This window comes from Streptomyces sp. 184 (assembly GCF_045781775.1).
Taxonomy (GTDB): domain Bacteria; phylum Actinomycetota; class Actinomycetes; order Streptomycetales; family Streptomycetaceae; genus Streptomyces.
In genome coordinates, this window is record NZ_CP123230.1 from 6,401,685 (window position 1) to 6,423,489 (window position 21,805).

Annotated in this window: 16 protein-coding genes; 4 read left to right on the forward strand and 12 right to left on the reverse strand. The window is 74.8% G+C overall.

Annotated features, from left to right (window positions below):
• Positions 1–117 precede the first annotated feature (117 nt).
• Complete coding sequence (gene dnaJ / locus QBL21_RS27255) at positions 118–1,251, reverse strand: molecular chaperone DnaJ (RefSeq protein WP_407564880.1); 1,134 nt, start codon at positions 1,249–1,251, stop codon at positions 118–120.
• On the reverse strand, positions 1,252–2,277 hold the full coding sequence (hrcA, locus tag QBL21_RS27260; protein ID WP_407564881.1) for a heat-inducible transcriptional repressor HrcA: 1,026 nt from the start codon (positions 2,275–2,277) through the stop codon (positions 1,252–1,254). It lies immediately after the preceding gene.
• Between the two features lie 141 nt (positions 2,278–2,418).
• Between hrcA and QBL21_RS27265 the strand changes: the two genes are divergently transcribed.
• Positions 2,419–3,123: an MBL fold metallo-hydrolase gene (locus tag QBL21_RS27265; protein WP_407564882.1), complete on the forward strand. Its 705-nt coding sequence runs from the start codon at positions 2,419–2,421 to the stop codon at positions 3,121–3,123.
• Between the two features lie 25 nt (positions 3,124–3,148).
• Positions 3,149–3,976 carry a DUF3097 domain-containing protein gene (locus tag QBL21_RS27270; protein WP_407564883.1) on the forward strand — a complete coding sequence of 276 codons (828 nt, stop codon included), beginning with the start codon at positions 3,149–3,151 and terminating at the stop codon, positions 3,974–3,976.
• A gap of 57 nt (positions 3,977–4,033) precedes the next feature.
• Here QBL21_RS27270 and hemW read toward each other — a convergent pair whose 3' ends face one another.
• The 4 genes from hemW to lepA all read right to left on the reverse strand — a co-directional run bounded on the left by hemW (position 4,034) and on the right by lepA (position 12,270).
• A complete protein-coding gene (hemW, locus tag QBL21_RS27275) occupies positions 4,034–5,260 on the reverse strand; it encodes a radical SAM family heme chaperone HemW (protein WP_407564884.1) in 1,227 nt (408 codons plus the stop codon).
• 86 nt (positions 5,261–5,346) lie between these two features.
• Positions 5,347–7,761 (reverse strand): SpoIIE family protein phosphatase, encoded by a 2,415-nt coding sequence (locus QBL21_RS27280; RefSeq protein WP_407564885.1) that lies wholly within the window; start codon positions 7,759–7,761, stop codon positions 5,347–5,349.
• A 556-nt stretch (positions 7,762–8,317) separates the two neighbouring features.
• Positions 8,318–10,210 carry an AMP-dependent synthetase/ligase gene (locus QBL21_RS27285; RefSeq protein ID WP_407564886.1) on the reverse strand — a complete coding sequence of 631 codons (1,893 nt, stop codon included), beginning with the start codon at positions 10,208–10,210 and terminating at the stop codon, positions 8,318–8,320.
• Positions 10,211–10,395: 185 nt separating this feature from the next.
• Positions 10,396–12,270 (reverse strand): translation elongation factor 4, encoded by a 1,875-nt coding sequence (gene lepA, locus QBL21_RS27290; protein WP_407564887.1) that lies wholly within the window; start codon positions 12,268–12,270, stop codon positions 10,396–10,398.
• A 210-nt stretch (positions 12,271–12,480) separates the two neighbouring features.
• Here lepA and rpsT point away from each other — a divergent pair, with 210 nt between their 5' ends.
• Positions 12,481–12,747, forward strand: a complete 267-nt coding sequence (gene rpsT / locus QBL21_RS27295) for a 30S ribosomal protein S20 (protein WP_407564888.1) — start codon at positions 12,481–12,483, stop codon at positions 12,745–12,747.
• 369 nt (positions 12,748–13,116) lie between these two features.
• Here rpsT and holA read toward each other — a convergent pair whose 3' ends face one another.
• Positions 13,117–14,121: a DNA polymerase III subunit delta gene (holA, locus tag QBL21_RS27300; RefSeq protein ID WP_407564889.1), complete on the reverse strand. Its 1,005-nt coding sequence runs from the start codon at positions 14,119–14,121 to the stop codon at positions 13,117–13,119.
• Positions 14,122–14,177: 56 nt separating this feature from the next.
• Between holA and QBL21_RS27305 the strand changes: the two genes are divergently transcribed.
• Positions 14,178–14,447 carry a hypothetical protein gene (locus tag QBL21_RS27305; protein ID WP_407564890.1) on the forward strand — a complete coding sequence of 90 codons (270 nt, stop codon included), beginning with the start codon at positions 14,178–14,180 and terminating at the stop codon, positions 14,445–14,447.
• A 24-nt stretch (positions 14,448–14,471) separates the two neighbouring features.
• Here QBL21_RS27305 and QBL21_RS27310 read toward each other — a convergent pair whose 3' ends face one another.
• From QBL21_RS27310 to QBL21_RS27330, 5 genes are all read right to left on the reverse strand, one after another.
• Complete coding sequence (locus QBL21_RS27310; RefSeq protein ID WP_407564891.1) at positions 14,472–15,356, reverse strand: YceI family protein; 885 nt, start codon at positions 15,354–15,356, stop codon at positions 14,472–14,474.
• Between the two features lie 181 nt (positions 15,357–15,537).
• Positions 15,538–18,312, reverse strand: a complete 2,775-nt coding sequence (locus QBL21_RS27315; protein ID WP_407564892.1) for a ComEC/Rec2 family competence protein — start codon at positions 18,310–18,312, stop codon at positions 15,538–15,540.
• The gene (locus QBL21_RS27320) at positions 18,299–19,147 is read right to left on the reverse strand and encodes a helix-hairpin-helix domain-containing protein (RefSeq protein ID WP_407564893.1); all 849 of its coding nucleotides are present in this window, start codon (positions 19,145–19,147) and stop codon (positions 18,299–18,301) included. The genes QBL21_RS27315 and QBL21_RS27320 overlap by 14 nt, the downstream gene beginning before the upstream one ends.
• Before the next feature lie 851 nt (positions 19,148–19,998).
• Complete coding sequence (locus QBL21_RS27325) at positions 19,999–20,856, reverse strand: DegV family protein (protein ID WP_407564894.1); 858 nt, start codon at positions 20,854–20,856, stop codon at positions 19,999–20,001.
• Positions 20,857–21,022: 166 nt separating this feature from the next.
• A complete protein-coding gene (locus tag QBL21_RS27330) occupies positions 21,023–21,787 on the reverse strand; it encodes a hypothetical protein (RefSeq protein WP_407564895.1) in 765 nt (254 codons plus the stop codon).
• Positions 21,788–21,805 lie beyond the last annotated feature (18 nt).

Here is a 21,805-nt window from a genome sequence, read left to right on the forward strand (position 1 = left end):
ACGTCTTCACGCACTTGGGGACGGCTACGTCCCACCCGCAACACCCGTCGCACGGGCCGCTCTCGGCCACACCGGGCCGCTCGCGAACGGCCCGGCGAGGTCCCGGCCGGAGCGCGGCTAGCGTCCGCTCCAGGCGTCCTTCAGCCGCGAGAACAGCCCTTGCTGGCCCGGTTTGAAATGGCCCTGGGGCCGTTCCTCGCCGCGCAACTGGGCGAGCTGGCGCAGCAGCCGCTCCTGCTCGACGTCCAGCTTCTGCGGCGTCTCGACCTCCACGTGCACGACCAGGTCGCCCCGGCCACCGCCGCGCAGATGCGTGACGCCGCGCTGGTGCAGCGGAATCGACTGCCCCGACTGCGTACCGGGACGGATGTCGACCTCTTCGAGGCCGTCGAGCGTCTCCAGATTGACCTTCGTGCCCAGTGAGGCGGCGGTCATCGGGATCGTCACCGTGCAGTGCAGGTCGTCGCCGCGGCGCTGGAAGATCGGGTGCGGCAGCTCGCGGATCTCCACGTACAGGTCGCCCGCCGGGCCGCCGCCCGGGCCGACCTCGCCCTCGCCGGCGTGCTGGATGCGGGTGCCGGTGTCGACGCCCGCGGGGATCTTGACGGTCAGGCTGCGCCGCGAGCGCACCCGGCCGTCGCCCGCGCACTCGGGGCACGGGGTGGGCACCACCGTGCCGAAGCCCTGGCACTGCGGGCAGGGCCGCGACGTCATGACCTGGCCCAGGAACGAGCGGGTGACCTGCGAGACCTCGCCCCGGCCGCGGCACATGTCGCACGTCTGCGCCGACGTACCCGGCGCCGCGCCCTCGCCGCTGCACGTACCGCAGACGACCGCGGTGTCGACCTGGATCTCCTTGGTGGCGCCGAACGCCGCCTCCTCCAGCTCGATTTCGAGCCGGATCATGGCGTCCTGGCCGCGGCGGGTCCGCGACCGCGGCCCGCGCTGGCCGGCCTGGCCGAAGAAGGCGTCCATGATGTCGGAGAGGTTGCCGAAGCCGCCGGCGCCGAAGCCGCCGGCCGCGGCGCCGTTCTGCGACAGGGGGTCGCCGCCGAGATCGTAGATCTGCTTCTTCTGCGGGTCCGAGAGCACCTCGTAGGCGGCGTTGATCTCCTTGAACCGCTCCTGGGTCTTCGGATCCGGGTTCACGTCCGGGTGCAGCTCGCGTGCGAGCCGGCGGAACGCCTTCTTGATCTCGTCCTGCGACGCGTCACGTCCGACGCCGAGGACCGCGTAGTAGTCCGTGGCCACTTATGACTCCGCCAGGATCTGTCCGACGTACCGTGCCACTGCGCGTACCGCTCCCATCGTTCCGGGGTAGTCCATGCGGGTTGGTCCGACCACGCCGAGCTTGGCGACGGCTTCGCCGGTGTCGCCGCCAGAACCGTATCCGACGGAGACGACCGAGGTGGAGGTGAGCCCCTCGTGGTCGTTTTCATGGCCGATACGCACCGTCATGCCCGGTTCCTGCGCCTCGCCGAGCAGCCGCAGGAGCACGACCTGCTCCTCCAGCGCCTCCAGCACCGGCCGGATGGTGAGCGGGAAGTCGTGGTCGAAGCGGGTGAGGTTGGCGGTGCCGCCGATCATCAGCCGCTCCTCGGTCTCCTCCACCAGCGTCTCCAGCAGCACCGACAGCACGGTCTGCACCGTGCCGCGGTCGTCGGCGGGGAAGGACTCGGCCAGGTCCGCCACCAGCCGCGGCACGTCGCCGAACCGGCGGCCCACGACACGGCTGTTGAGCCGGGCGCGCAGGTCGGCGAGGGAGTCCTCGCTGAACGGCGCCGGGCAGTCGATCACGCGCTGCTCGACCCGGCCGGTGTCGGTGATGAGCACGAGCATCACGCGCGCGGGGGCGAGTTGGAGCAGCTCGACGTGGCGCACGGTCGAGCGGGTCAGCGACGGGTACTGCACGACCGCCACCTGCCGCGTGAGCTGCGCGAGCAGCCGCACCGTGCGCCCCACGACGTCGTCGAGGTCGAGGGCGCCGGACAGGAAGTTCTGGATCGCCCGCCGCTCCGGGGCGCTCAGCGGCTTGACGTCGGCGAGCTTGTCGACGAACAGCCGGTAGCCCTTGTCGGTGGGGATACGGCCCGCGCTGGTGTGCGGCTGGGCGATGTAGCCCTCGTCCTCCAGCGCGGCCATGTCGTTACGCACCGTGGCGGGCGAGACACCCAGGTGGTGGCGCTCGGTGAGGGCCTTGGAGCCGACCGGCTCCTCCGTGCCCACGTAGTCCTGGACGATGGCGCGCAGCACTTCGAGCCGGCGCTCGCTGAGCATGCCGCCCACCTCCGCACTCGTCGTCCGTCCTGCCGTTTTGCCGCTGGCACTCGACGGCGGGGAGTGCCAGGGTTCGGGGCCAGTGTACGGCGGGGTACCGCAGCTCAGGCAAGGCGGCCGGTCTCGTTATAGCGTCGTGGCATGGGTGGCGGTTGGGAAGAGCCGGCGCCCGACGTCGTGCGGTGGCGGCTGCCGCGCTGGGACGCGACGGCGGGGGCGGTGGGCGGAGCGGAAGGCGTGCTGCTCGTGGACGCGGGCGCTTCGCTGCGCGAGGGCGCGGAGCTGCGGCGGCGGGTACGGGAGCGCTTCGGCCGGCCCGTGACCCACCTCGCGCTCACGCATCCGCACTTCGACCACGTGCTCGGCGCCGCGGCCCTCGCCGGCGCCGAGGTCCACGGCCCGGCGGGCATCGCCGGCCGGCTGCGCGGCGACGGCGCGGACGAGCTGCGCGCGGACGCCGTACGCCACGGGCTGGACCCGGACGCGGCGGCGGAGGCCGTAGACGTCCTCGTCACCCCGCGGCACGCGGTCTCCGGCACGTACCCGCTGGACCTCGGGGGCGGCCGGGAGGTGCTGCTCGTCGAGCTGGGCGCGGCGCACTCGTCGCACGACATGGCGGTCCACGTCCCGGGGCGGCCCGCCGTCGTCTTCTGCGGCGACCTCGTCGAGGAATCCGGTCCCCCGCAGGCGGGCCCGGACGCCGACCTCGCCCGCTGGCCGGCGGCGCTGGACCGGCTGCTGGAGCTGGGCGGGGAGACGGCCGTCTACGTCCCGGGGCACGGGGCGGCGGTCGGCGCGGACTTCGTCCGGGCCCAACGCGACGAGCTGGCGCGGCGCTTGCCGTAGCGCGGGCTTGTCGTAGTCTCGCCCCGTGCGCCGCTACGACACCGACCTCACGCCCCCGTGGAAGAAGCCGCAGCAGCCCGCCCCCGAGGTCCCGGCCGAGCCGGACCTCGTGGTGGAGGAGGTGGGCACGGGCTTCTGCGGCGCGGTCATCCGCACCGAGAAGACCGCGGAGGGCCCGACGGTGACCCTGGAGGACCGCTTCGGCAAGCACCGGGTGTTCCCGCTGGCACCTCGCGGCTTCATGATCGACGGCAAGGTGGTCACGCTGGTGCCCCCCGGCAGGTCCGCGCGGCTTTCGGGACCGCTGCTGTCGGCCTCCGGGTCGATCGCGGTCCGCGACCACACCGCGCGCGTGGCCCGCGCCGGCCGCATCTACGTCGAGGGCCGCCACGACGCGGAGCTGGTGGAGCGGGTCTGGGGCCACGACCTGCGGGTCGAGGGCGTGGTGGTGGAGTACCTGGAGGGCGTGGACGACCTGCCCGCGGTGGTCGACGCCTTCGCCCCGGGCCCGGACGCGCGGCTGGGGGTGCTGGTGGACCACCTAGTGCCGGGCACGAAGGAGTGGCGCATCGCGGAGTCGGTGACGAGCGCCCACGCGCTGGTGGTGGGTCACCCGTACGTGGACGTCTGGGAGGCCGTCAAGCCCTCCTCCGTGGGCATCGCGGCATGGCCGAGGATCCCCCGGGGCGAGGACTGGAAGACGGGCGTCTGCCGCGAGCTGGGCTGGCCGGCGGACACGGGCGCCGCCTGGCGCCGGATCCTGGACTCGGTACGGACGTACCGGGATCTGGAGCCCGCGCTGCTGGGGCGGGTGGAGGAGCTGATCGACTTCGTCACGGCCCCGGCGCCCTGAGGCGGGCGGGGTTCGGGGGCTTCGGGGGCGGGGTTCGCGGGGCGGGACCGGGCCCGGTCAGTCGACCAGGTCCCGTACCACCGCGTCCGCCAGCAGCCGCCCGCGCAGCGTCAGCACCAGCCGTCCCGCCTCGTAAGGACCGCGCTCCAGGAGACCGTCCCTTACCGCCCGCGACGCCGCCTCCGCCCCCGCCGGCCGCAGCAGCGACACCGGACATCCCGCCGACAGCCGCAGCTCCAGCAGGATCCGCTCCACCCGCCGGTCCTCCGCCGTCAGCACCTCCCGGCCCGCCGCCGGCGACCGGCCCGCCGCCAGCGCCTCCGCGTACGGCGCCGGGTGCTTGACGTTCCACCACCGCACCCCGCCGACGTGGCTGTGCGCCCCCGGCCCCGCGCCCCACCAGTCCGCGCCCGTCCAGTACAGCTCGTTGTGCCGGCACCGCGCCCCCGCGCCGCCGTCCGCCGCCGCCCAGTTGGACACCTCGTACCACTCCATCCCCGCCGCCGACAGCGCCTCCTCGGCGATCAGGTACCGGTCCGCGTGCACGTCGTCGTCCGTCGGCGGCACTTCGCCGCGCCGGATCCGCCGCGCCAGTTGCGTGCCCTCCTCGACGATCAGCGCGTACGCCGACACATGGTCCGGCTCCGCCCCCAGCGCCGCCGCCAGCGAGGAGCGCCAGTCGTCGTCGGTCTCCCCCGGCGTGCCGTAGATCAGGTCCAGGTTCACGTGCGCGAACCCCGCCGCCCGCGCCTCCGCCACGCACGCCTCCGGCCGGCCGGGCGTGTGCGTACGGTCCAGGACCCGCAGCACGTGCTCGCGCGCGCTCTGCATGCCGAACGAGATCCGGTTGAACCCGGCCTCCCGCAGCTCCGCCAGATACGCCGGGTCCACCGACTCCGGGTTCGCCTCCGTGGTCACCTCCGCGCCGGCCGCGAGGCCGAACTCCGCACGGATCGCCCCCAGCATCCGCCCCAGGTCCGCCGCCGGCAGCAGCGTGGGCGTACCGCCGCCGAAGAACACCGTCTCGACCTCGCGCGGGTCGTCGCCGAGGACCTTGCGCGCGAGGCGGACCTCCTCGGCGAAGGTGGCCGCGTAGTCGTCCCGGGAGGTGCCGCGCAGCTCGGCGGCGGTGTACGTGTTGAAGTCGCAGTAGCCGCAGCGGGTGGCGCAGTACGGGACGTGGGCGTAGAAGGCGAGGGGGCGGTCGGCGGCCCCGGCCAGCGCCTCGGCGGGCAGCGACCCGTCCACGGGCGCGGGCTCGCCATCGGGCAGTACGGAGGGCATGGCCCCATTGTCCCCCGCCCGCAGAGAACCCCGGTCGCCCGGCCCTGGCCCCTGCCCGGCCCGCGACCACGGCCCCGGCTACGGCCTCAGTACGCGCCCGGTTCCGTCCCCCGCGCCTGGAGCACCATCATCGCCAGGTCGTCGCGCGGCGGCACCGGCGCGAAGTCGTGCACCGCCGTCCTGATCCGGTCCGCCACCGCCGCCGCGCCGAGCCCGGTGCAGCAGGACAGCGCCTCCGCCAGGCCGTCCTCGTCGTCGAAGAGCCGGTTCCCGAACCGCCGCTCGGTCACCCCGTCCGTCACGCACAGCAGGGTGTCGCCGGGCTCCAGGTCGAACGACTGGCTGTAGTACTCCGCGTCGTCGAGCACCCCCAGCAGCAACTGCGCGTCCGCCGCCGCCCGCACCCCGCCGTCGCTGCGCAGCAGCAGCGGCAGCGGGTGGCCGGCGCTGGCCACGGTGCACCGCACGCCCCCGCGGTCGTTCTCGTACGGCACCAGCTCCCCGTACAGCAGGGAGAGGAACCGCGCCTGCTCCGGCGGCAGCCCGAACGCCGTCGCCGCCTCCACCGCCTCGAAGGCGTGCTCCACGAGCGTGCGGTTCAGGCCCGCGAGCACGTCGGCGACGCCGTAGCCCTCGCGCGCCAGCAGCCGCAGCACCGGCCGCGCGAGGCCCGTGACGACCGCCGCCTCGGGGCCCTGGCCGCAGACGTCGCCGAGCGCGAAGCACCAGCGGTCGCTGCCGCTGGGGAAGAGGTCGTAGAAGTCGCCGCCCGCGGCGGCGCCCTCGGCCGGCTCGTAGACGACGGCGGTGTCCATGGCCGGCATCTCCGCGATGGGGCTGGGCAGCAGGCCGCGCTGGAGCACCTCGCTGATGGTCACCTGCCGGGTGTACTGCCGGGCCGCGGATACCGCGTGCGCCACCCGGCGGGCGAAGTCCGTGACGACCGCGACGACGTCGCCGCCGATCCGCGCGACGCCCGCGCGGCCGAGGAGCAGCGTGCCGACGCGCCGGCCGCCGGCGACCAGCGGGCAGGCGAGCGCGGGGCCGCCGAGCCCGTAGCCGGCGTCTCCCGGGCCGCGGGCGACGCCGCCGCTCCCGCCGGGCCACGGCACGGGCACGGGGCGCGCGTCGGGCGGCGGCAGCGGGCACTGCTCAAGCGCGCGGCGGAGCGGCGAGATGCGCTCCTCGGCGGCGTGCCAGACCTGCGCGAGGCGGGGCTCGGCGCCGCCGGCGCCTTCGAGCCAGACGGCGCTCCAGTCGGCGAGCCGGGGCACGAGGAGCTGGGTAGCCAGCGAGGCGACCATGTCCTCGTCGAACTGCCCGGCGAGCATGTCGGAGGTCTCGGCGAGGAACGAGAAGGCACCGACGCCGGCCCAGGCGCCGCCGGCGCGCAGCTCGGGGTCGGTGGCGCTGCGCGGGGCGTGGGCGGTGGCCTGGCTGGGCAGCCGGAGCGCGGCGGTGTGGGCGATGTGCGGCTCGGCGGTGTCGTCGTCGGCGAGGTCGTGCGCGCCGCGGACGCTCTCGCCGCCGGAGCCGTCCGCGTGGTGCGCCACGCCCCGGCCGTGGGCCCCGTCGTCGGGGTCGGCGTAGGCGCACACAGCGCCGTGGGCGCCGTGGGCTTCGTGGACGCCGTGGGCGCCGTGGATGTCGTGGATGTCGTGGATGTCGTGGGCGCCGTGGATGTCGTCGGCGCGGGGGGCGTCGTGGGCGGGTGCCTCGGCGGCCGGGTCCTCGTCCGCCGCCTCCTCCGCGACCTCGCGCAGCGGGCCCATCCGGAACCAGACGGTCTTCTCGCTGCGCCGGTGCTCGACGCCCCAGGCGTCGGCGAGCGCGGAGACGAGCTGGAGGCCGTAGCCGTACGACTCCTCCGGCGCCGGCAGCGGCATCACCCGGGCCGCGTGCCCGTCGGTGACCTCCACGAGCAGCGTCGGCTCCGCGGCCGGCCCGCCGTCCGCGCCGTCGCAGGCGAGCCCGGCGGCGGTCGCGTCCTCGGCGACCAGCCGGCAGCGCACCCGTACGTCGGTGCCGGCGTGCACCACGGCATTGGTGACCAGCTCGCTGGTGAGCAGTTCGGCGTCGTCGACCTCGGTGCCTGCGCGGCCGGCCAGCAGCTCGCGTACGAACCGGCGGGCCGCCGCGGCGGCGGGCATCCCGGCGGCGAGCGTCAGGGCGACGTCGGTCACGTCCTGCGCGGCGGTGACGCCCCGGGCCGGGCAGTCCGCCACGGCCACGGCCACGCCTGCGTCGGCTGCCTCACCGGCCGCGCCGGCCATGTCGCCGGCGGCGTCTGCGCGGGCTGTGTCGGCTGTGTCGGAGTCACCGTCCCCGTCGGCACCGCCGTCCGGAGCCGTGCGGTACGCCCCGGCACCGCCGCCGCCGTCGCGGCCCTTCCCACCGTGCGCCGGCACGTCGTCCGCACCGTCCGTGCCGTCCGCGTCGCCGGCACCCTCCGGGCCGCCTCCGCCGTCCCCGCCGTCAGGCTCCGCGGGCTCTCTGCGCACGACCGACACCACGGTGGATCGACGTACGGCCTGCGCTGCGAAGGTCGTCCCCACTGTCCTCTCCCGGCCCAATCCCGGCATACGGGCGTTCCCCACGTAGCCAGAGTGACAGACTGAGCTCGCCCAGATGCACCAAGTGACACAACTGGTGACCGGATATGGCCCATCCGACCCCCGCCGGGCACCCCGGATTACCCCCTCCGGCCACCCCCGCCCGGCCCGGCCCGCCGGCCGCGGGCGCCGCGGGCCCGGAATCCCCGAAGCAACGAACGCGCAGCTCACCGCGGTGGACACCCGTGCGTACGAACCTTCGCCACTCGTCGGAAAGGTGCTCTTCACACCCCGCAAGGGGGCCGGTGGCCGTCGTCAACCGGATCGCGTACGACACCCGCACGAGGGGCGTGACCGGCGACGCCCACGCCGCCCCCGCGCATCCGACCGCCCTGCCCGGCGCCCCGTGAACGACGGCGAACGCGCACCGCGGAGTGGCCGGAAGCAGCCGCTGACGTACGCGACTTCCGGCCCCGCAGGCGCCGTTGAAGAGAGAGCCCGCGCCTCAGGCTTCCCTGGCGCCCGCGTACATGTCCTCGATCAGGTCCTTGTACTCCCGCTCCACCACCGGGCGCTTCAGCTTCAGGCTCGGGGTCAGCTCCCCGTGCTCGATGTCGAGGTCGCGCGGCAGGATCCGGAACTTCTTGATCATCTGCCAGCGCTGGAGCCGCTCGTTGAGCTGCTTGACGTACCCCTCGACCAGCTCACGCGCCTCGGCGGAGGCGACCAGGTCCGCGTACGGCCGGTCCTGGAGGCCGTTCTCCTTCGCCCAGCCGGCGAGCGCCACCTCGTCGAGGGAGATCAGCGCGGTGCAGAAGTTGCGGTCGGCGCCGATGACGAGGATCGAGCCGACGTACGGGCAGACGGCCTTGAACTGGCCCTCGACCTCGCTGGGCGCGATGTACTTGCCGCCGGAGGTCTTGATCAGGTCCTTCTTGCGGTCGGTGATACGCAGGAAGCCGTCGTCGGACAGCTCGCCGATGTCGCCGGTGTGGAACCAGCCGTCGCCCTCCAGCACCTCGGCGGTCTTCTCCGGCAGGCCGTGGTAGCCCTGCATGATGCCGGGGCCGCGCAGCAGGATCTCGCCGTCGTCGGCGATCCGCACCTCGCAGCCGGGCAGCGGCTTGCCGACGGTGCCGGTGCGGTAGGTCTCCAGGCGGTTGCAGAAGCTGGCGGCGGCGGACTCGGTGAGGCCGTAGCCCTCCAGGATGGGGACGCCGGCGCCGTCGAAGAAGTAGCCGATCTCGGGGGCCAGGGCGGCGGAGCCGGAGACCATGCCGCGCATCCGGCCGCCGAAGGCGTCGCGGAACTTGCCGTAGACCAGCTTGTCGGCGAGGGCGTGCTTGGTCCGCAGGCCGGCGGGCGCGGTGCGCTTGCCGGTGCGGCGGTGGTTGTCCTGGGTGACGCGCGCGTACTCGCGGGCGACCTCGGCGGCCCACTGGAAGATCTTGTACTTGGCGCCGCCGCCGGCCTTCGCCTTGGCGGCCACGCCGTTGTAGACCTTCTCGAAGATCCGCGGGACGCCGCACATCTGCGTGGGCCGGACGACCGGCAGGTTCTCGATGATCTTGTCGATCCGGCCGTCGACGGCCATCACGTGCCCGACCTTGATGTGCCCGGCGGTGAGCACCTTGCCGAAGACGTGCGCGAGCGGCAGCCACAGGTACTGCACGTCCTCGGGCATGACCAGCTCGATGCCCTCGATCGCGTAGCCCATGTACGACCACGCGTCGTGCGCCAGCCGTACGCCCTTGGGGCGGCCGGTGGTGCCGGAGGTGTAGATGAGGGTGGCGAGCTGGTCGGGGCGCAGGGCCCGGATGTGCTCCCGTACGGCCTCGGGGTGCTTCTCCAGGTAGTCGGCGCCGCGGCGTTCCAGCTCGGCGAGGGACAGCACCCAGCCGTCCGGGTCGCCCTCGGCGGCCACCGCGTCCGCGGCCTCGACCACGACGACGTGCACCAGGTCGGGCAGCTCCGCCCGCATCTCGCGCGCCTTGGCGAGCTGGGCGGCGTCCTCGGCGACGAGCACGCGGCTGCCGGAGTCGGCGAGGATGAAGGCGGTCTCCTCGGCGTTGGTGCTGGGGTAGACCGTGGTGTTGGCGCCGCCGGCACACAGGATGCCGAGGTCGGTGAGGATCCACTCCAGCCGGGTGTTGCAGGCGACCGCGACCCGCTCCTCGGACTGGAGGCCGAGGTCGAGCAGCCCGGCGGCGATCGCGAAGACCCGCTCGGCGGACTGCGCCCAGGTCAGGGACCGCCACTCGTCCCCCGCACCGCCGGCGGCGGGCACCGGGTACTGGAACGCCTCCCGGTCGGGGGTGGACTCGACGCGGTCAAGGAAGAGCGTGGCGACGGACGGTGGGCGGCTGTCCAGCTTCGTCTGGGTTTCGGTCTCGGTCACTGCATCCTCCGGCCCTGCTCTTCGCTGGTAACTGGCGAGTAACCAGCAGATTAAAGGCTGACCGCGGACGGCGTAAGGGTCTGCAAGGCGTCGGATAGGTCTCGAAGCCCGGGCCGGCGGGTCTCCCGCGCCGGCCCGGTCCGTACGATTCCGCTTCCGGGCCGCCGCGGCGCCGGCCGCCGCGCCTACTTCTTCGCCTTGCTGTCGCCCTCGTCCGAGGACAGCACGGCGATGAACGCCTCCTGCGGGACCTCGACGTTGCCGACCATCTTCATCCGCTTCTTGCCTTCCTTCTGCTTCTCCAGCAGCTTCCGCTTACGGGAGATGTCACCGCCGTAGCACTTGGCGAGGACGTCCTTGCGGATGGCGCGGATGGTCTCGCGGGCGATGACGCGGGAGCCGATCGCCGCCTGCACGGGCACCTCGAACGCCTGCCGCGGGATCAGTTCCTTGAGCTTGGCGACGAGCCGCACGCCGTAGGCGTACGCCTTGTCCCTGTGCGTGATCGCGGAGAAGGCGTCGACCTTGTCGCCGTGCAGCAGGATGTCGACCTTGACGAGCTGGCTGCTCTGCTCGCCGGTGGGCTCGTAGTCGAGGGAGGCGTAGCCGCGGGTCTTGGACTTGAGCTGGTCGAAGAAGTCGAAGACGACCTCGGCGAGCGGCAGCGTGTAGCGGATCTCGACGCGCTCCTCGGAGAGGTAGTCCATGCCCAGGAGCGTGCCGCGGCGGTTCTGGCACAGCTCCATGACCGCGCCGATGTACTCGCTGGGGGTGAGGACCGTGGCCCGTACGACCGGCTCGTAGACCTCCTCGATCTTGCCGACCGGGAACTCGCTGGGGTTGGTGACGACGTGCTCGGTGCGGTCCTCCAGCACGACGCGGTAGATCACGTTGGGCGCGGTGGCGATCAGGTCGAGGTTGAACTCGCGCTCCAGCCGCTCCCGGATCACCTCCAGGTGCAGCAGGCCGAGGAAGCCGACGCGGAAGCCGAAGCCGAGCGCCGCCGAGGTCTCCGGCTCGTAGACCAGCGCGGCGTCGTTGAGCTGAAGCTTGTCGAGCGCGTCGCGCAGCTCGGGGTAGTCGGAGCCGTCGACCGGGTAGAGCCCGGAGAACACCATCGGCTTGGGGTCCTTGTAGCCGCCGAGCGGCACGGTGGCGCCCTTGCTGAGCCGGGTGACGGTGTCGCCCACCTTGGACTGGCGGACGTCCTTCACCCCCGTGATCAGATAGCCCACCTCGCCGACGGACAGGCCGTCGGCCGCGGTCATCTCGGGCGAGTTCGTGCCGATCTCCAGCAGCTCGTGCTGGGCGCCGGTCGACATCATCTTGATCCGCTCGCGCCTGCCGAGCGTGCCGTCGACGACCTTCACGTACGTCACGACGCCGCGGTACGAGTCGTAGACCGAGTCGAAGATCATCGCGCGGGCGGGGGCGTCCTTGACCCCCACCGGCGCCGGCACCTGCCGGACCACCTCGTCGAGCAGCTCCTCGACGCCCTGGCCGGTCTTCGCCGAGACGCGCAGCACGTCGGCGGGGTCGCAGCCGATGAGCCCCGCCAGCTCGGCGGCGAACTTCTCCGGCTGCGCGGCGGGCAGGTCGATCTTGTTCAGCACCGGGATGATCGTGAGGTCGTTCTCCATCGCGAGGTAGAGGTTCGCGAGGGTCTGCGCCTCGATGCCCTGGGCGGCGTCCACCAGCAGCACGCAGCCCTCGCAGGCGGCGAGGGACCGGGAGACCTCGTACGTGAAGTCGACGTGCCCCGGGGTGTCGATCATGTTGATGATGTGCGCCTCGCCGCGGGCCTCGCCCTCGCCGTTCGAGGGCGACCACGGCATGCGTACGGCCTGGGACTTGATCGTGATGCCGCGCTCGCGCTCGATGTCCATACGGTCGAGGTACTGCGCGCGCATCTGGCGCTGCTCGACGACTCCGGTGATCTGGAGCATCCGGTCGGCCAGCGTCGACTTGCCGTGGTCGATGTGCGCGATGATGCAGAAATTGCGGATCAGCGCGGGCTCGGTACGGCTGGGCTGCGGCACGGTGGTTTCGGTCGCGGGCACCTAGAGGTCCTGTCGGGAGGGATCGGGAGGATCAGGAGGGAGGGGTGTGTCTGCACTCGTCGCCCCCATCGTCCCATGCGCGCGGGGGCGGGGACGGTTTGGGCGGCCGTCCCGGCTGCTGGTAGCCTGAGCCACTGTGCCTGGACCAGGTGAGGTCCGGCAGTTCAGGTCCTCCGGGACAATCTCCGAACATCTTCCAGAGGCAATTACGTGGCGAACATCAAGTCCCAGATCAAGCGGATCAAGACCAACGAGAAGGCCCGGCTGCGCAACAAGGCCGTGAAGTCCGAGCTGCGCACCGCGATCCGCCGTACCCGCGAGGCCGTCGAGGCCGGGGACGCCGCCAAGGCCGAGGAGGCGCAGCGCGCCGCCGGCCGCAAGCTGGACAAGGCCGTCAGCAAGGGCGTCATCCACAAGAACCAGGCGGCCAACAAGAAGGCCGCGCTGGCCAAGCGCGTCCAGGCCCTCCAGGGCTGATCCCGCCGGGCCCCGCGAGGCCCGGCCGCCGGACCGGCAGCGAGCCCTCTCACTCAGCTCCGGTCGGGCAACGAAACTCCACGCCGCACGCGGCCTGCGTTCGCCACGCGGGTGCGGCACGAAGCAACTCCGAAGGGCCCCGCCCCGATCCCTCCCCAGGATCGGCCGGGGCCTTTCGCATGGCGTCACGTCCGCCGGCGACCGGGTATGCGGGCGGGAGTCGGGGTCAGGCGGGGACCCGGCCAGGCGGGCGGCGGGACGGGGGCAGGCGGGCGGCGGGATGGGGGCAGGCGGGCGGCGGGATGGGGGCAGGCTGGAGCGCCCGGGGCAGGCGGGGTGCCGGGGTCGGTGGGTCGGGCGGGGGGCCGGTCAGTGGGGGCGGGCGGCGGTGGCGATGGCCACCACCGCCTTCTCCAGGGCGTACCCCGGGTCGGCCGAGCCGCCCTTGACGTCCGCGTCCGCCCGGGCCACCGCGCGGATCGCCGTGGCCACGCCGTCCGCGGTCCAGCCGCGCATCTGCTGGCGGACCCGGTCGACCTTCCACGGCGGCATGCCCAGCTCGCGGGCCAGGTCGGCGGGGCGCATGCCGCGGGGGGCCGAGGCGAGGCGGCCGATGGAGCGGACGCCCTGGGCCAGGGCGCTGGCCAGCAGGACCGGGGCAACGCCCGTGTTCAGGGCCCAGCGCAGGGCCTCCAGCGCCTCGGTCGTCCGGCCCTCGACGGCGCGGTCGGCCACTTCGAAGCCGGAGGTCTCGGCCCGGCCCGTGTAGTACCGCGCGACGACGGCGTCGTCGATCGTGCCCTCCACGTCGGCCGCGAGCTGCGCGCAGCCGCTGGCCATCTCCCGTAGATCGGAGCCGATGGCGTCGACCAGCGCCTGGCAGGCGGACGGCGTCGCGGTGCGGCCCGCGGCCCGGAACTCGGCCTTGACGAACGCCAGCCGGTCCGCGGGGCGGGTCACCTTGGCGCAGTCGACCTCCCGGGCGCCGGCCTTGCGCGCCGCGTCCAGCAGGCCCTTGCCCTTGGGGCCGCCGGCGTGCGCCAGCACCAGCGTGATCTCGTCGGCGGGGGCGGCCACGTACGCCTTGACGTCCTTCACGGCGTCGGCGGCGAGGTCCTGCGCGCCGCGTACGACCACGACCTTGCGCTCGGCGAAGAGCGACGGGCTGGTCAGCTCGGCGAGCGTGCCCGGCGGGAGGGCGTCGTGGGTCAGCTCGCGCACGTCGGTGTCGGGGTCGGCGACGCGGGCGGCGGCCACGACCTCCGCCACCGCGCGGTCGACCAGCAGGTCCTCCTGGCCCACGGCGAGCGTGACGGGGGTGAGCGGGTCGCCGCCGCCTCTGCTGGTCCTGGGGTTCCGGGTCGTCGCAGCCATCGCCGTACAGCATCCCACGCGCCTACGACATCGCCGGCCGCGGGCACAATGGCGGCGTGAGCGACCAGACGTACGTACTCGTGCTGCCCGACCGCGACGCCGCGCAGGAGGTGGCCGAGCTGGCCGTGGAGCGCTTCGGCCTGGCCGGGGAGCCGCAGCTCATCCGCGACGCCCTGGCCGGCGAGGACGACGCCGAGGACGCGCAGTGGCTCGTCGTCGTCGAGGACGCGCGGGAGGCGGTGGCGGCGGAGCTGGAGGAGCTGGCCGAGTCGTACGACGGCTGGCTGGAGGGCTCCGCGACCGTGCCGGACGACCCGGCGGAGTAGAGCCGCGGGCCGCCCGGGCGCGGGTCAGCTCGCGGCCACCACCTGGATGTCCAGTTCGATCTGGATGCTGGAGCCCACGACGGCGATGCCGCGGGCGAGCATGTGCTGCCAGTTGAGCGTGAAGTCCTCGCGGTGCAGCTCGACGGTGGCGCGGCAGGCGGCGCGCAGCTCGCCCTCCATGCCGTAGCCGGTGCCGAGGTAGCGGGTGTCCAGTGTGACGCTGCGGTTGACGCCGTGGATGGACAGCGCGCCGGTGACGGACCAGCGGGCGCCCCCGCGGTGGAGGAAGCGGTCGCCGGCGAACTCGATCACCGGGTAGCGCTCGACGTCGAGGAAGTCCGGGGAGCGCAGGTGGTCGTCGCGCATCTTGATGTTGGTGTCGATGCTGGCCGCCTCGATGACGACGCGCATGGCCGAGTCCTCCATGCGCCGGCCGATGCGCAGGGCGCCGTCGAAGGCGTTGAACCGGCCGCGCACCCGCGCCATGCCGATGTGCTGCGCGACGAACGCGACGGTGGTGTGCGCCGGGTCGATCTCCCAGTCGCCGGGCGGCGGGAGCTGCGGCAGCGGCGAGGAGTTGAGCGCGACGTCGCCGAGCGCGCGGTGGGCCCCTTCGGCGACCTCGACCTCGCCGCGGTACGGGGTGAAGCCCTCGGCGTTGACGGAGATCCGGTAGGTGCCGGCCGGGACCGCGACCACGAAGGTGCCGAACGGATCGCTCTCGCCGCTGACGACCCTGCGCCCGGCGGCGTCGGCGAGGATGACCTCCGCCTGCGGCAGCGGCTGCTCGACCGGATCGAGCACGCGGCAGCTCAGCACCCCCGCGTGTGAGGGAACCCGCAGGCCGACCAGGCCGGTACCGCGCCGGGTTGCCGTGGCCGGGGATCTGCGTCGCAGACGACCGATCATGAAGCATCCACCCCCGTGGAATTTCAGTGGCTCGGGCATACATTCGAGCACTGGTACTGCTTTCTATGCAAACCGGGGGTTCCCCGCCGGGTTGTGACGGCTGGGGCGGGGTTGGGTCAAGTGCCGGAGTTCACCGGTCCGTTTGCATTGCCGCCGGTGCGCGAGGGCGGGGCCGGCGGGCTCACCGCTTGCCGCCGAAGGTCGCGGCCGGGGTGCGGTTCTCGTCGTTTGCTCCTTCTGCGGTGAGGGCGAGGGGGCCGTGTGCGTCGGTGCGCAGCACCGCGGCGCCCTGGGCGCCGAGGGCGTCGAGCGTACGGGGCGAGGGGTGGCCGTACGGGTTGCCGGTGCCCGCGCTGACGAGGGCGAAGCGGGGGTCGAGGCGGCGCAGCAGCTCGTGATCCTGGTAGGCGGAGCCGTGATGCGGGACTTTCAGGGCGTCGACTCGGGGCAGTTGCGGGACGGCGGTGAGCAACGCGCGCTGGGCGGGCGGCTCCAGATCGCCGGGCAGCAGCACGGTCAGGCCCCCGGTGCGGACGAGGAGGGTGACGCTGGCGTCGTTGGGCTCGCCCGGGTGCGGTGCGCCGGCCGCCGGCCACACCACCTGCCACGACAGCCCGCCGACCCGGCGCCGCTCCCCCGGCCGCGCGCGGATCACCGGCACGCCCGCGGCGGCGGCTGTCCGGCGCACGGCGGCGGCCTGACCCGGCGGTTCGTCGAGTCCGCCGACCTGGATCGCGCCCACGGCCCGGCCGCGCAGCACACCGGCCAGACCGGCGACGTGGTCTTCGTGGAAGTGCGTGAGAACGAGCAGGGGGATGCGTCGGACGCCGAGGTCGCGCAGGCAGCGGTCGACCGGCGCGGGGTCGGGGCCGGCATCGACGACGACGGCAGCCCCGTCCCCGGCGGCCAGCGCGAGCGCGTCGCCCTGCCCGACGTCGCACACCACCAGGCGCCAGCCGGCGGGCGGCCAGCCGGTGAGGACCCGGGTGAGGGGGACGGGGCGGAGCACGGCGAGCAGCACCAGCAGGGCGCAGGCGGCGCAGAGCCAGCGGCGGCGGGCCAGGCGGCGCAGGCCGAGCAGCAGTGGTGGCGTCACGGCGGCCAGGGCCAGCCCGCCGTACCACCCGCCGGGCCAGCCGTACGTGGCGCCGGGCAGCGCGGCCCCGGTCCTGGCGACGCCGGCGATCCACTCCGCCGCCCAGCCCGCGGGCGTCGCCAGCAGCTCGGCGACCGGCATCGCGGGCAGGGCGACGGCGAGCGCGGCGAACCCCAGGACGGTGGCGGGTGCGACCGCGAACTCGGCGAGCAGGTTGCACGGGATCGCGACCAGGCTGACGCGCGCCGCGAGCACGGCGACGACGGGCGCGCACACCGCCTGCGCGGCGCCGGCCGCGGCCAGCGCCTCGGCCAGTCGCGGCGGCACCCGGCGGGCGCGGAGCGCCCGGCTCCACCGGGGCGCGAGGGTGAGCAGGGCGGCGGTGGCCAGTACGGAGAGGAGAAAACCGTAGTCGCGGGCGAGCCACGGGTCGTAGAGCACGAGCAGCAGGACGGCGGCGGAGAGGGCGGGCAGCAGGGAGCGGCGCCGGCCCGTGCCGAGGGCGAGCAGGGTGATCAGGCCGCAGACCGCCGCCCGCAGGACGCTCGGCTCGGGGCGGCAGACGACGACGAAGCCGAGGGTGAGGAGCCCGCCGAGCAGCGCGGTGGCGCGCAGCGGGATGCCGAGCCGCGGGGCGAGCCCGCGTCGCTCGGCCCGGGCGGCGAGGTGGGGCGGGCCGACGAGCAGGGCCAGGACGATCGTGAGGTTGGCTCCGCTGACGGCGAGGAGGTGGGTGAGGTCGGTGGCGTGGAAGGCGTCCTGGAGTTCGACGGGGATGCGGGAGGTGTCGCCGACGACGAGCCCGGGCAGCAGCGCGCGGGCGTCGGCGGTGAGCCCGTCGGTGGCGTCGCGCAGCCCGCCCCGCAGGGCGCCGGCGGCACGCTGGAGATCGCCGGGCCCGCGCACGACGTCCGGCGCCCCGTCCCCGGTGACCCGCAGCACGGCCCCCACGGCGCGACCGCCCCCGGAGTCCGGCGAGACCCGCGCGTCGACCCGCACCCGGGTCGAGGGCAGCAGCCCCAGCCACGCGCGCCGCACGGCGGAGTCCCGTGGCTGCACGAGGACCAGCACGGGGGTCCGCACCCGGGTGACCTGAGGAGTGCCTGCGGCGGGGGCGGGGGCGGCCGGCGCCGGGGAGTCGGCCGCGGGTGCGGCAGGGACGGTGGGCGGGATCGTGGCGGTCGGGGAGGTGAGGGTCGGGACGGCGGCGGTCGGGGAGGTGAAGGGCTGAGCGGTGGGGCGGGTGGTGACGAGACGGGCTTCGGCTCTGACGAGCACGGCCGCCGGGGTGACGGTCGTGCCGCGGGTCTGCGGGCGGGTGAGCCGGGGATCGGAGGTCAGCTCCGCCTCGACGGTGGCCCGCCCGTACTCCTCGGCGACCGCGGGCAGCGGACCGCGGTGGAGGTCGGCGCCGTGCAACGCCGCGGCCCCCGCACCCGCGGCAGCGCACAGCAGCGCGGCAGCCCCGGCCACGAGCACCCGCGACCCGGCCGCGGCTGTCGGGCGGACGGCGACGCCGACGCGGCGCCCCGGCCGCGGCCGGTGCTGCCTGCGGCGGAGGCGGGCGGCGGCAAGCAGCGCCAGCGCGGCGGCCGTTGCCAGCGCGCACGCCACCGGCACCGCGGCGCCGTCCCGGCCCAGCGCGAGCGCAGCCGCGGCCCAGGCGGCCAACGCCGGTGGCACCAGCCGCAGATCGGCCGGCCCCTCCCCCGGTGCCCCCGCGCCCCCGGAGGGGGCCGCCCCTCTCCCCGGCACCGCACCCGGCAACCGGCCCCGGGCACCTTGGCCCTGCGTCAGTGACGGGGATTGCGCGGAGGGCGCGGTGGTGGACGGGACGGGGGCGGGGTCACGGCTGGACATGGGGGCGGAGGTCCGCGAAGCGGCTGTCGCCGATGCCGTTCACCTCGCGGAGTTGCTCGATGTCGGTGAAGCCGCCGTTCTGGTCGCGGTAGTCGATGATGTGCTGGGCCAGCACGGGGCCGATGCCCGGCAGCGCGTCGAGTTGTTCCACCGTCGCCGAGTTGAGGCTCACCACACCCGTCGGTCCGGCTGCCGGCGATCCGCCGCCCGCCGGTGGACTCGCACCGGTGACCGGTGGCGCGGGCGGCGCGCCCGGCACCGGCGGCGGCTCGCCCACGACGATCTGCTCGCCGTCCACCAGCAGCCGCGCCCGGTTGAGGCCGTCGGCGTCGGCGCCGGGGCGGACACCGCCCGCGGCGCGTAAGGCGTCCTCGACCCGGGAACCGGCCGGCAGCTTGTGCACACCCGGCTCGCGCACCTCGCCGACGACGTCCACCACCACGTCCGCCGCCGCACCGGCGCTTGCCTCCCCCGCGGCGTCCGGCACCGCGGGCTGCGCGGCGGGCGGTGGTGCGGTGCCGCGGGCCTCCGGTGGCTGTACGGGCTGGGGCCGACCGGACCAGAAGTGGTACGCGGCGAGGGCGACCCCGGCGACGAGCACCAGCACCAGGGCCGCGCACGTCGCGGGCTCCAGCCCGCACCGCAGCCGGATCCACACCGGCAGCCGCTCCCGCACCCCGACCCACCACCGCCCCCGCCCCGCCATCCGTGCCCCGGCGTCGGCCGGTTCGCCCCCGCCGTCCGCGCCCCGCCCGGAGGGGGCAGCGGTGGAGGGGGTCGGCGCGGAGCCGGGGACGGCCACGGCAGAGGAGGACGGCGCGGAGGCAGCGGACACGTACCCGGAGGCGGGAGTGGGCGCAGGTGCGGGAGCAGTCGCGCGGGCGGGAGCCTCCGCGGTGTTGCGGCTGCCCACTAAATGGCGGACGTGCTGCCGCTGGGTCGCCGACGACCGCGCCCCACCGGCCGCCCCATCGGCCGCTCCGCCGCCCGGCAACGCCCGACGCGGCGCCCACCCGTCCCCGGGCGGTGGCCTGTCGGCTCCGCCGGGGGGCAGGCCCGACGGCAAGGACGAGGCGGCAGCCGCCACTTGGGGGGACTCCCCCGCCACGGGGCCGCCGCCACGACCCGCACCGCCCTGACGCCGGCCCGCCGAAACGGGAAGCTCCGCGGGCTCGGGCCCGTGGGACTCCCCCGCCGCGGGCAGCACGGCGCCGCCCCGGACCAGCCCGGACGACACAGCCGGGCCCGCACGCTCCGGCCGGGCCGAGCCGCCCGCCTCGTCGCCCCGGCGCGGCTCCGCCGGCGCGTCGCTTTCCGCTCCCCTCCGGGGGAGGCGTGGCGGGTCGTGGCTTGACCAGCGAAGTGGCGGTGTCGGTTCGTGCGGTGGGTGGCGGGACCGCGGGGGTGGGAGCGTGAGCATCGTCGTCGCCCTGTTCCGCAGGTGCTCCCGCGGCGTGCGCCGCGTCTGCGGGTCCTCCCCCGCCCGTACCGCCTGCTTCTGCGGGCGCGCCCCGCGCGCAGCCGCGCTTCCGCGCAGGCGGCGCCTGCGCTGCTCGCGGCGGCCCGGTCCCCTGGTTTCCGTCTCCGTACGTGCGCTCATGGCCCGAAGGTACGAGCCCCGCCCCCGCCCCCGCTGATCATGCTCAATTCCTGTGGATAACCCGCCGGTTGTGGACAAACCAGCGCCTACGCGCCGCCGCCCCGCCGCGACACCACCGCGCCCAGCAGCCCCGGCCCCGTATGCGCCCCGATGACCGCGCCGACCTCGCTCAGGTGCAGCTCCACCAGCCCCGGCACCCGCTCCCGCAGCCGGTCCGCCAGCTCCGCCGCGCGCTCCGCCGCCGCCAGGTGGTGGACCGCGACGTCCACCGGTCCCCCCGCCGCCCGGTCGAGGACCAGCTCCTCCAGCCGCAGGATCGCCCGGCCCGACGTACGCACCTTCTCCAGCAGCTCGATCCGCCCGCCGTCCAGCCGCAGCAGCGGCTTGACCGCCAGCGCCGAGCCCAGCAGCGCCTGGGCGGTCCCGATCCGGCCGCCCCGGCGCAGGTAGTCCAGGGTGTCGACGTAGAAGAACGCCGACGTGCCCGCCGCCCGCCGCTCCGCCGCCGCCACCGCCTCGTCGGCGCCGCCGCCCGCCTCCGCCGCCTGGGCGGCGGCGATCGCGCAGAAGCCGAGGGCCATCGCCACCATCCGGGTGTCCACCACCCGCACCGGCACCGGCGCTTCCTTCGCCGCCAGCACCGCCGCGTCGTACGTCCCGGAGAACTCCGCCGACAGGTGCAGCGACACGATGTCCCGCGCGCCCGCCTCCGCCGCCTTCCGGTACGTCTCCGCGAACAGCGCCGGGCTCGGCCGGGAGGTCGTCACCGGGTTCCGCTTCCGCAGCGCCTCGGCCAGTGAGCGGGCGGAGATCTCGGTGCCCTCCTCCAGCGCCCGGTCGCCGAGCACGACGGTCAGCGGGACGGAGATGATGCCGTGCCGCCGCATCGCCTCGGGCGGCAGATAGGCCGTGGAATCGGCGACGATCGCGACATCGGGGGACATGCCCAAGACACTACTGGGCTCGCCGAACACCCCGCATCCGAGGGCCCGCACGGCGCGTACGGGCTAGGCGGTCCGCCGAGGTCAGGCCCGGTGTCTCGGTCCGCGGACGCTCTCCGCAATGGCTCCAAAACGCTCCGGAACGGCTCCGGAAAGTCCCCGGAGGCCGTTACGCCGACTCCGGTTTCCGCATCTTCTCGATCTTCGACAGCAGCGCCTGGAAGGCGTCCTGCCCCTCCGGGTTCCCCCCGGACGACAGCGCCGGCTGCTGCTTCGGCGACCGGCTCGCGCCGCCCGCGGACCGCACGTCCCCGGCGGCCGAACCAGCGGAACCAGCGGAACCAGCCGAACCGCCCGCCGAACCCGCCGCCTCCTGCTCCGTCGCCGGCGTCCAGTGCCGCAGCGCGCCCGTCTCCAGGTCGATCTGCGTCGTCAGCGCGTCCAGCCCGTCGTCGTCGTCCGCCGTGTGCCGCGCGCGGTCCTGCGCCGCCCAGCGCAGCGAGTTCGCCGACTGCGCGATCCGCTCCGCGCGGCTGCGCAGCTCCGGCAGCCTCTCCGCGACGCGCGACTTCTCCGGCTCCCGCTCCAGGTGCCGCAGCTCGCCGTCGACCTGGCGCGCGTACTCGTGCAGCCGGTCCAGCAGGCCGATCGACTCGCGCAGCCCGGGGTCGCCCGGCAGCGCGTGCTCCAGCTCGCGCCGGGTGGAGTCGATGGAGTTGCGCAGCGAAAGCCGCAGGCCGGCGATGTCGCCGGCCGCGCCCGGCTGCACCGCGCGGCGCGCCTTGAGGGTCGTCTCCTGGACCGTTCTGCGGGTGTCGGCCACCGTGCGCTCGACGCGCCGCTTCACCGCCCGCGTCGCCTTCACGGTCAGGACCACGCCCGCCGCGACACAGAGCACGAAGAACAACGCCAGCAGGGCGACGACGACGTCCATGGGGTCTGCATCCCTCCA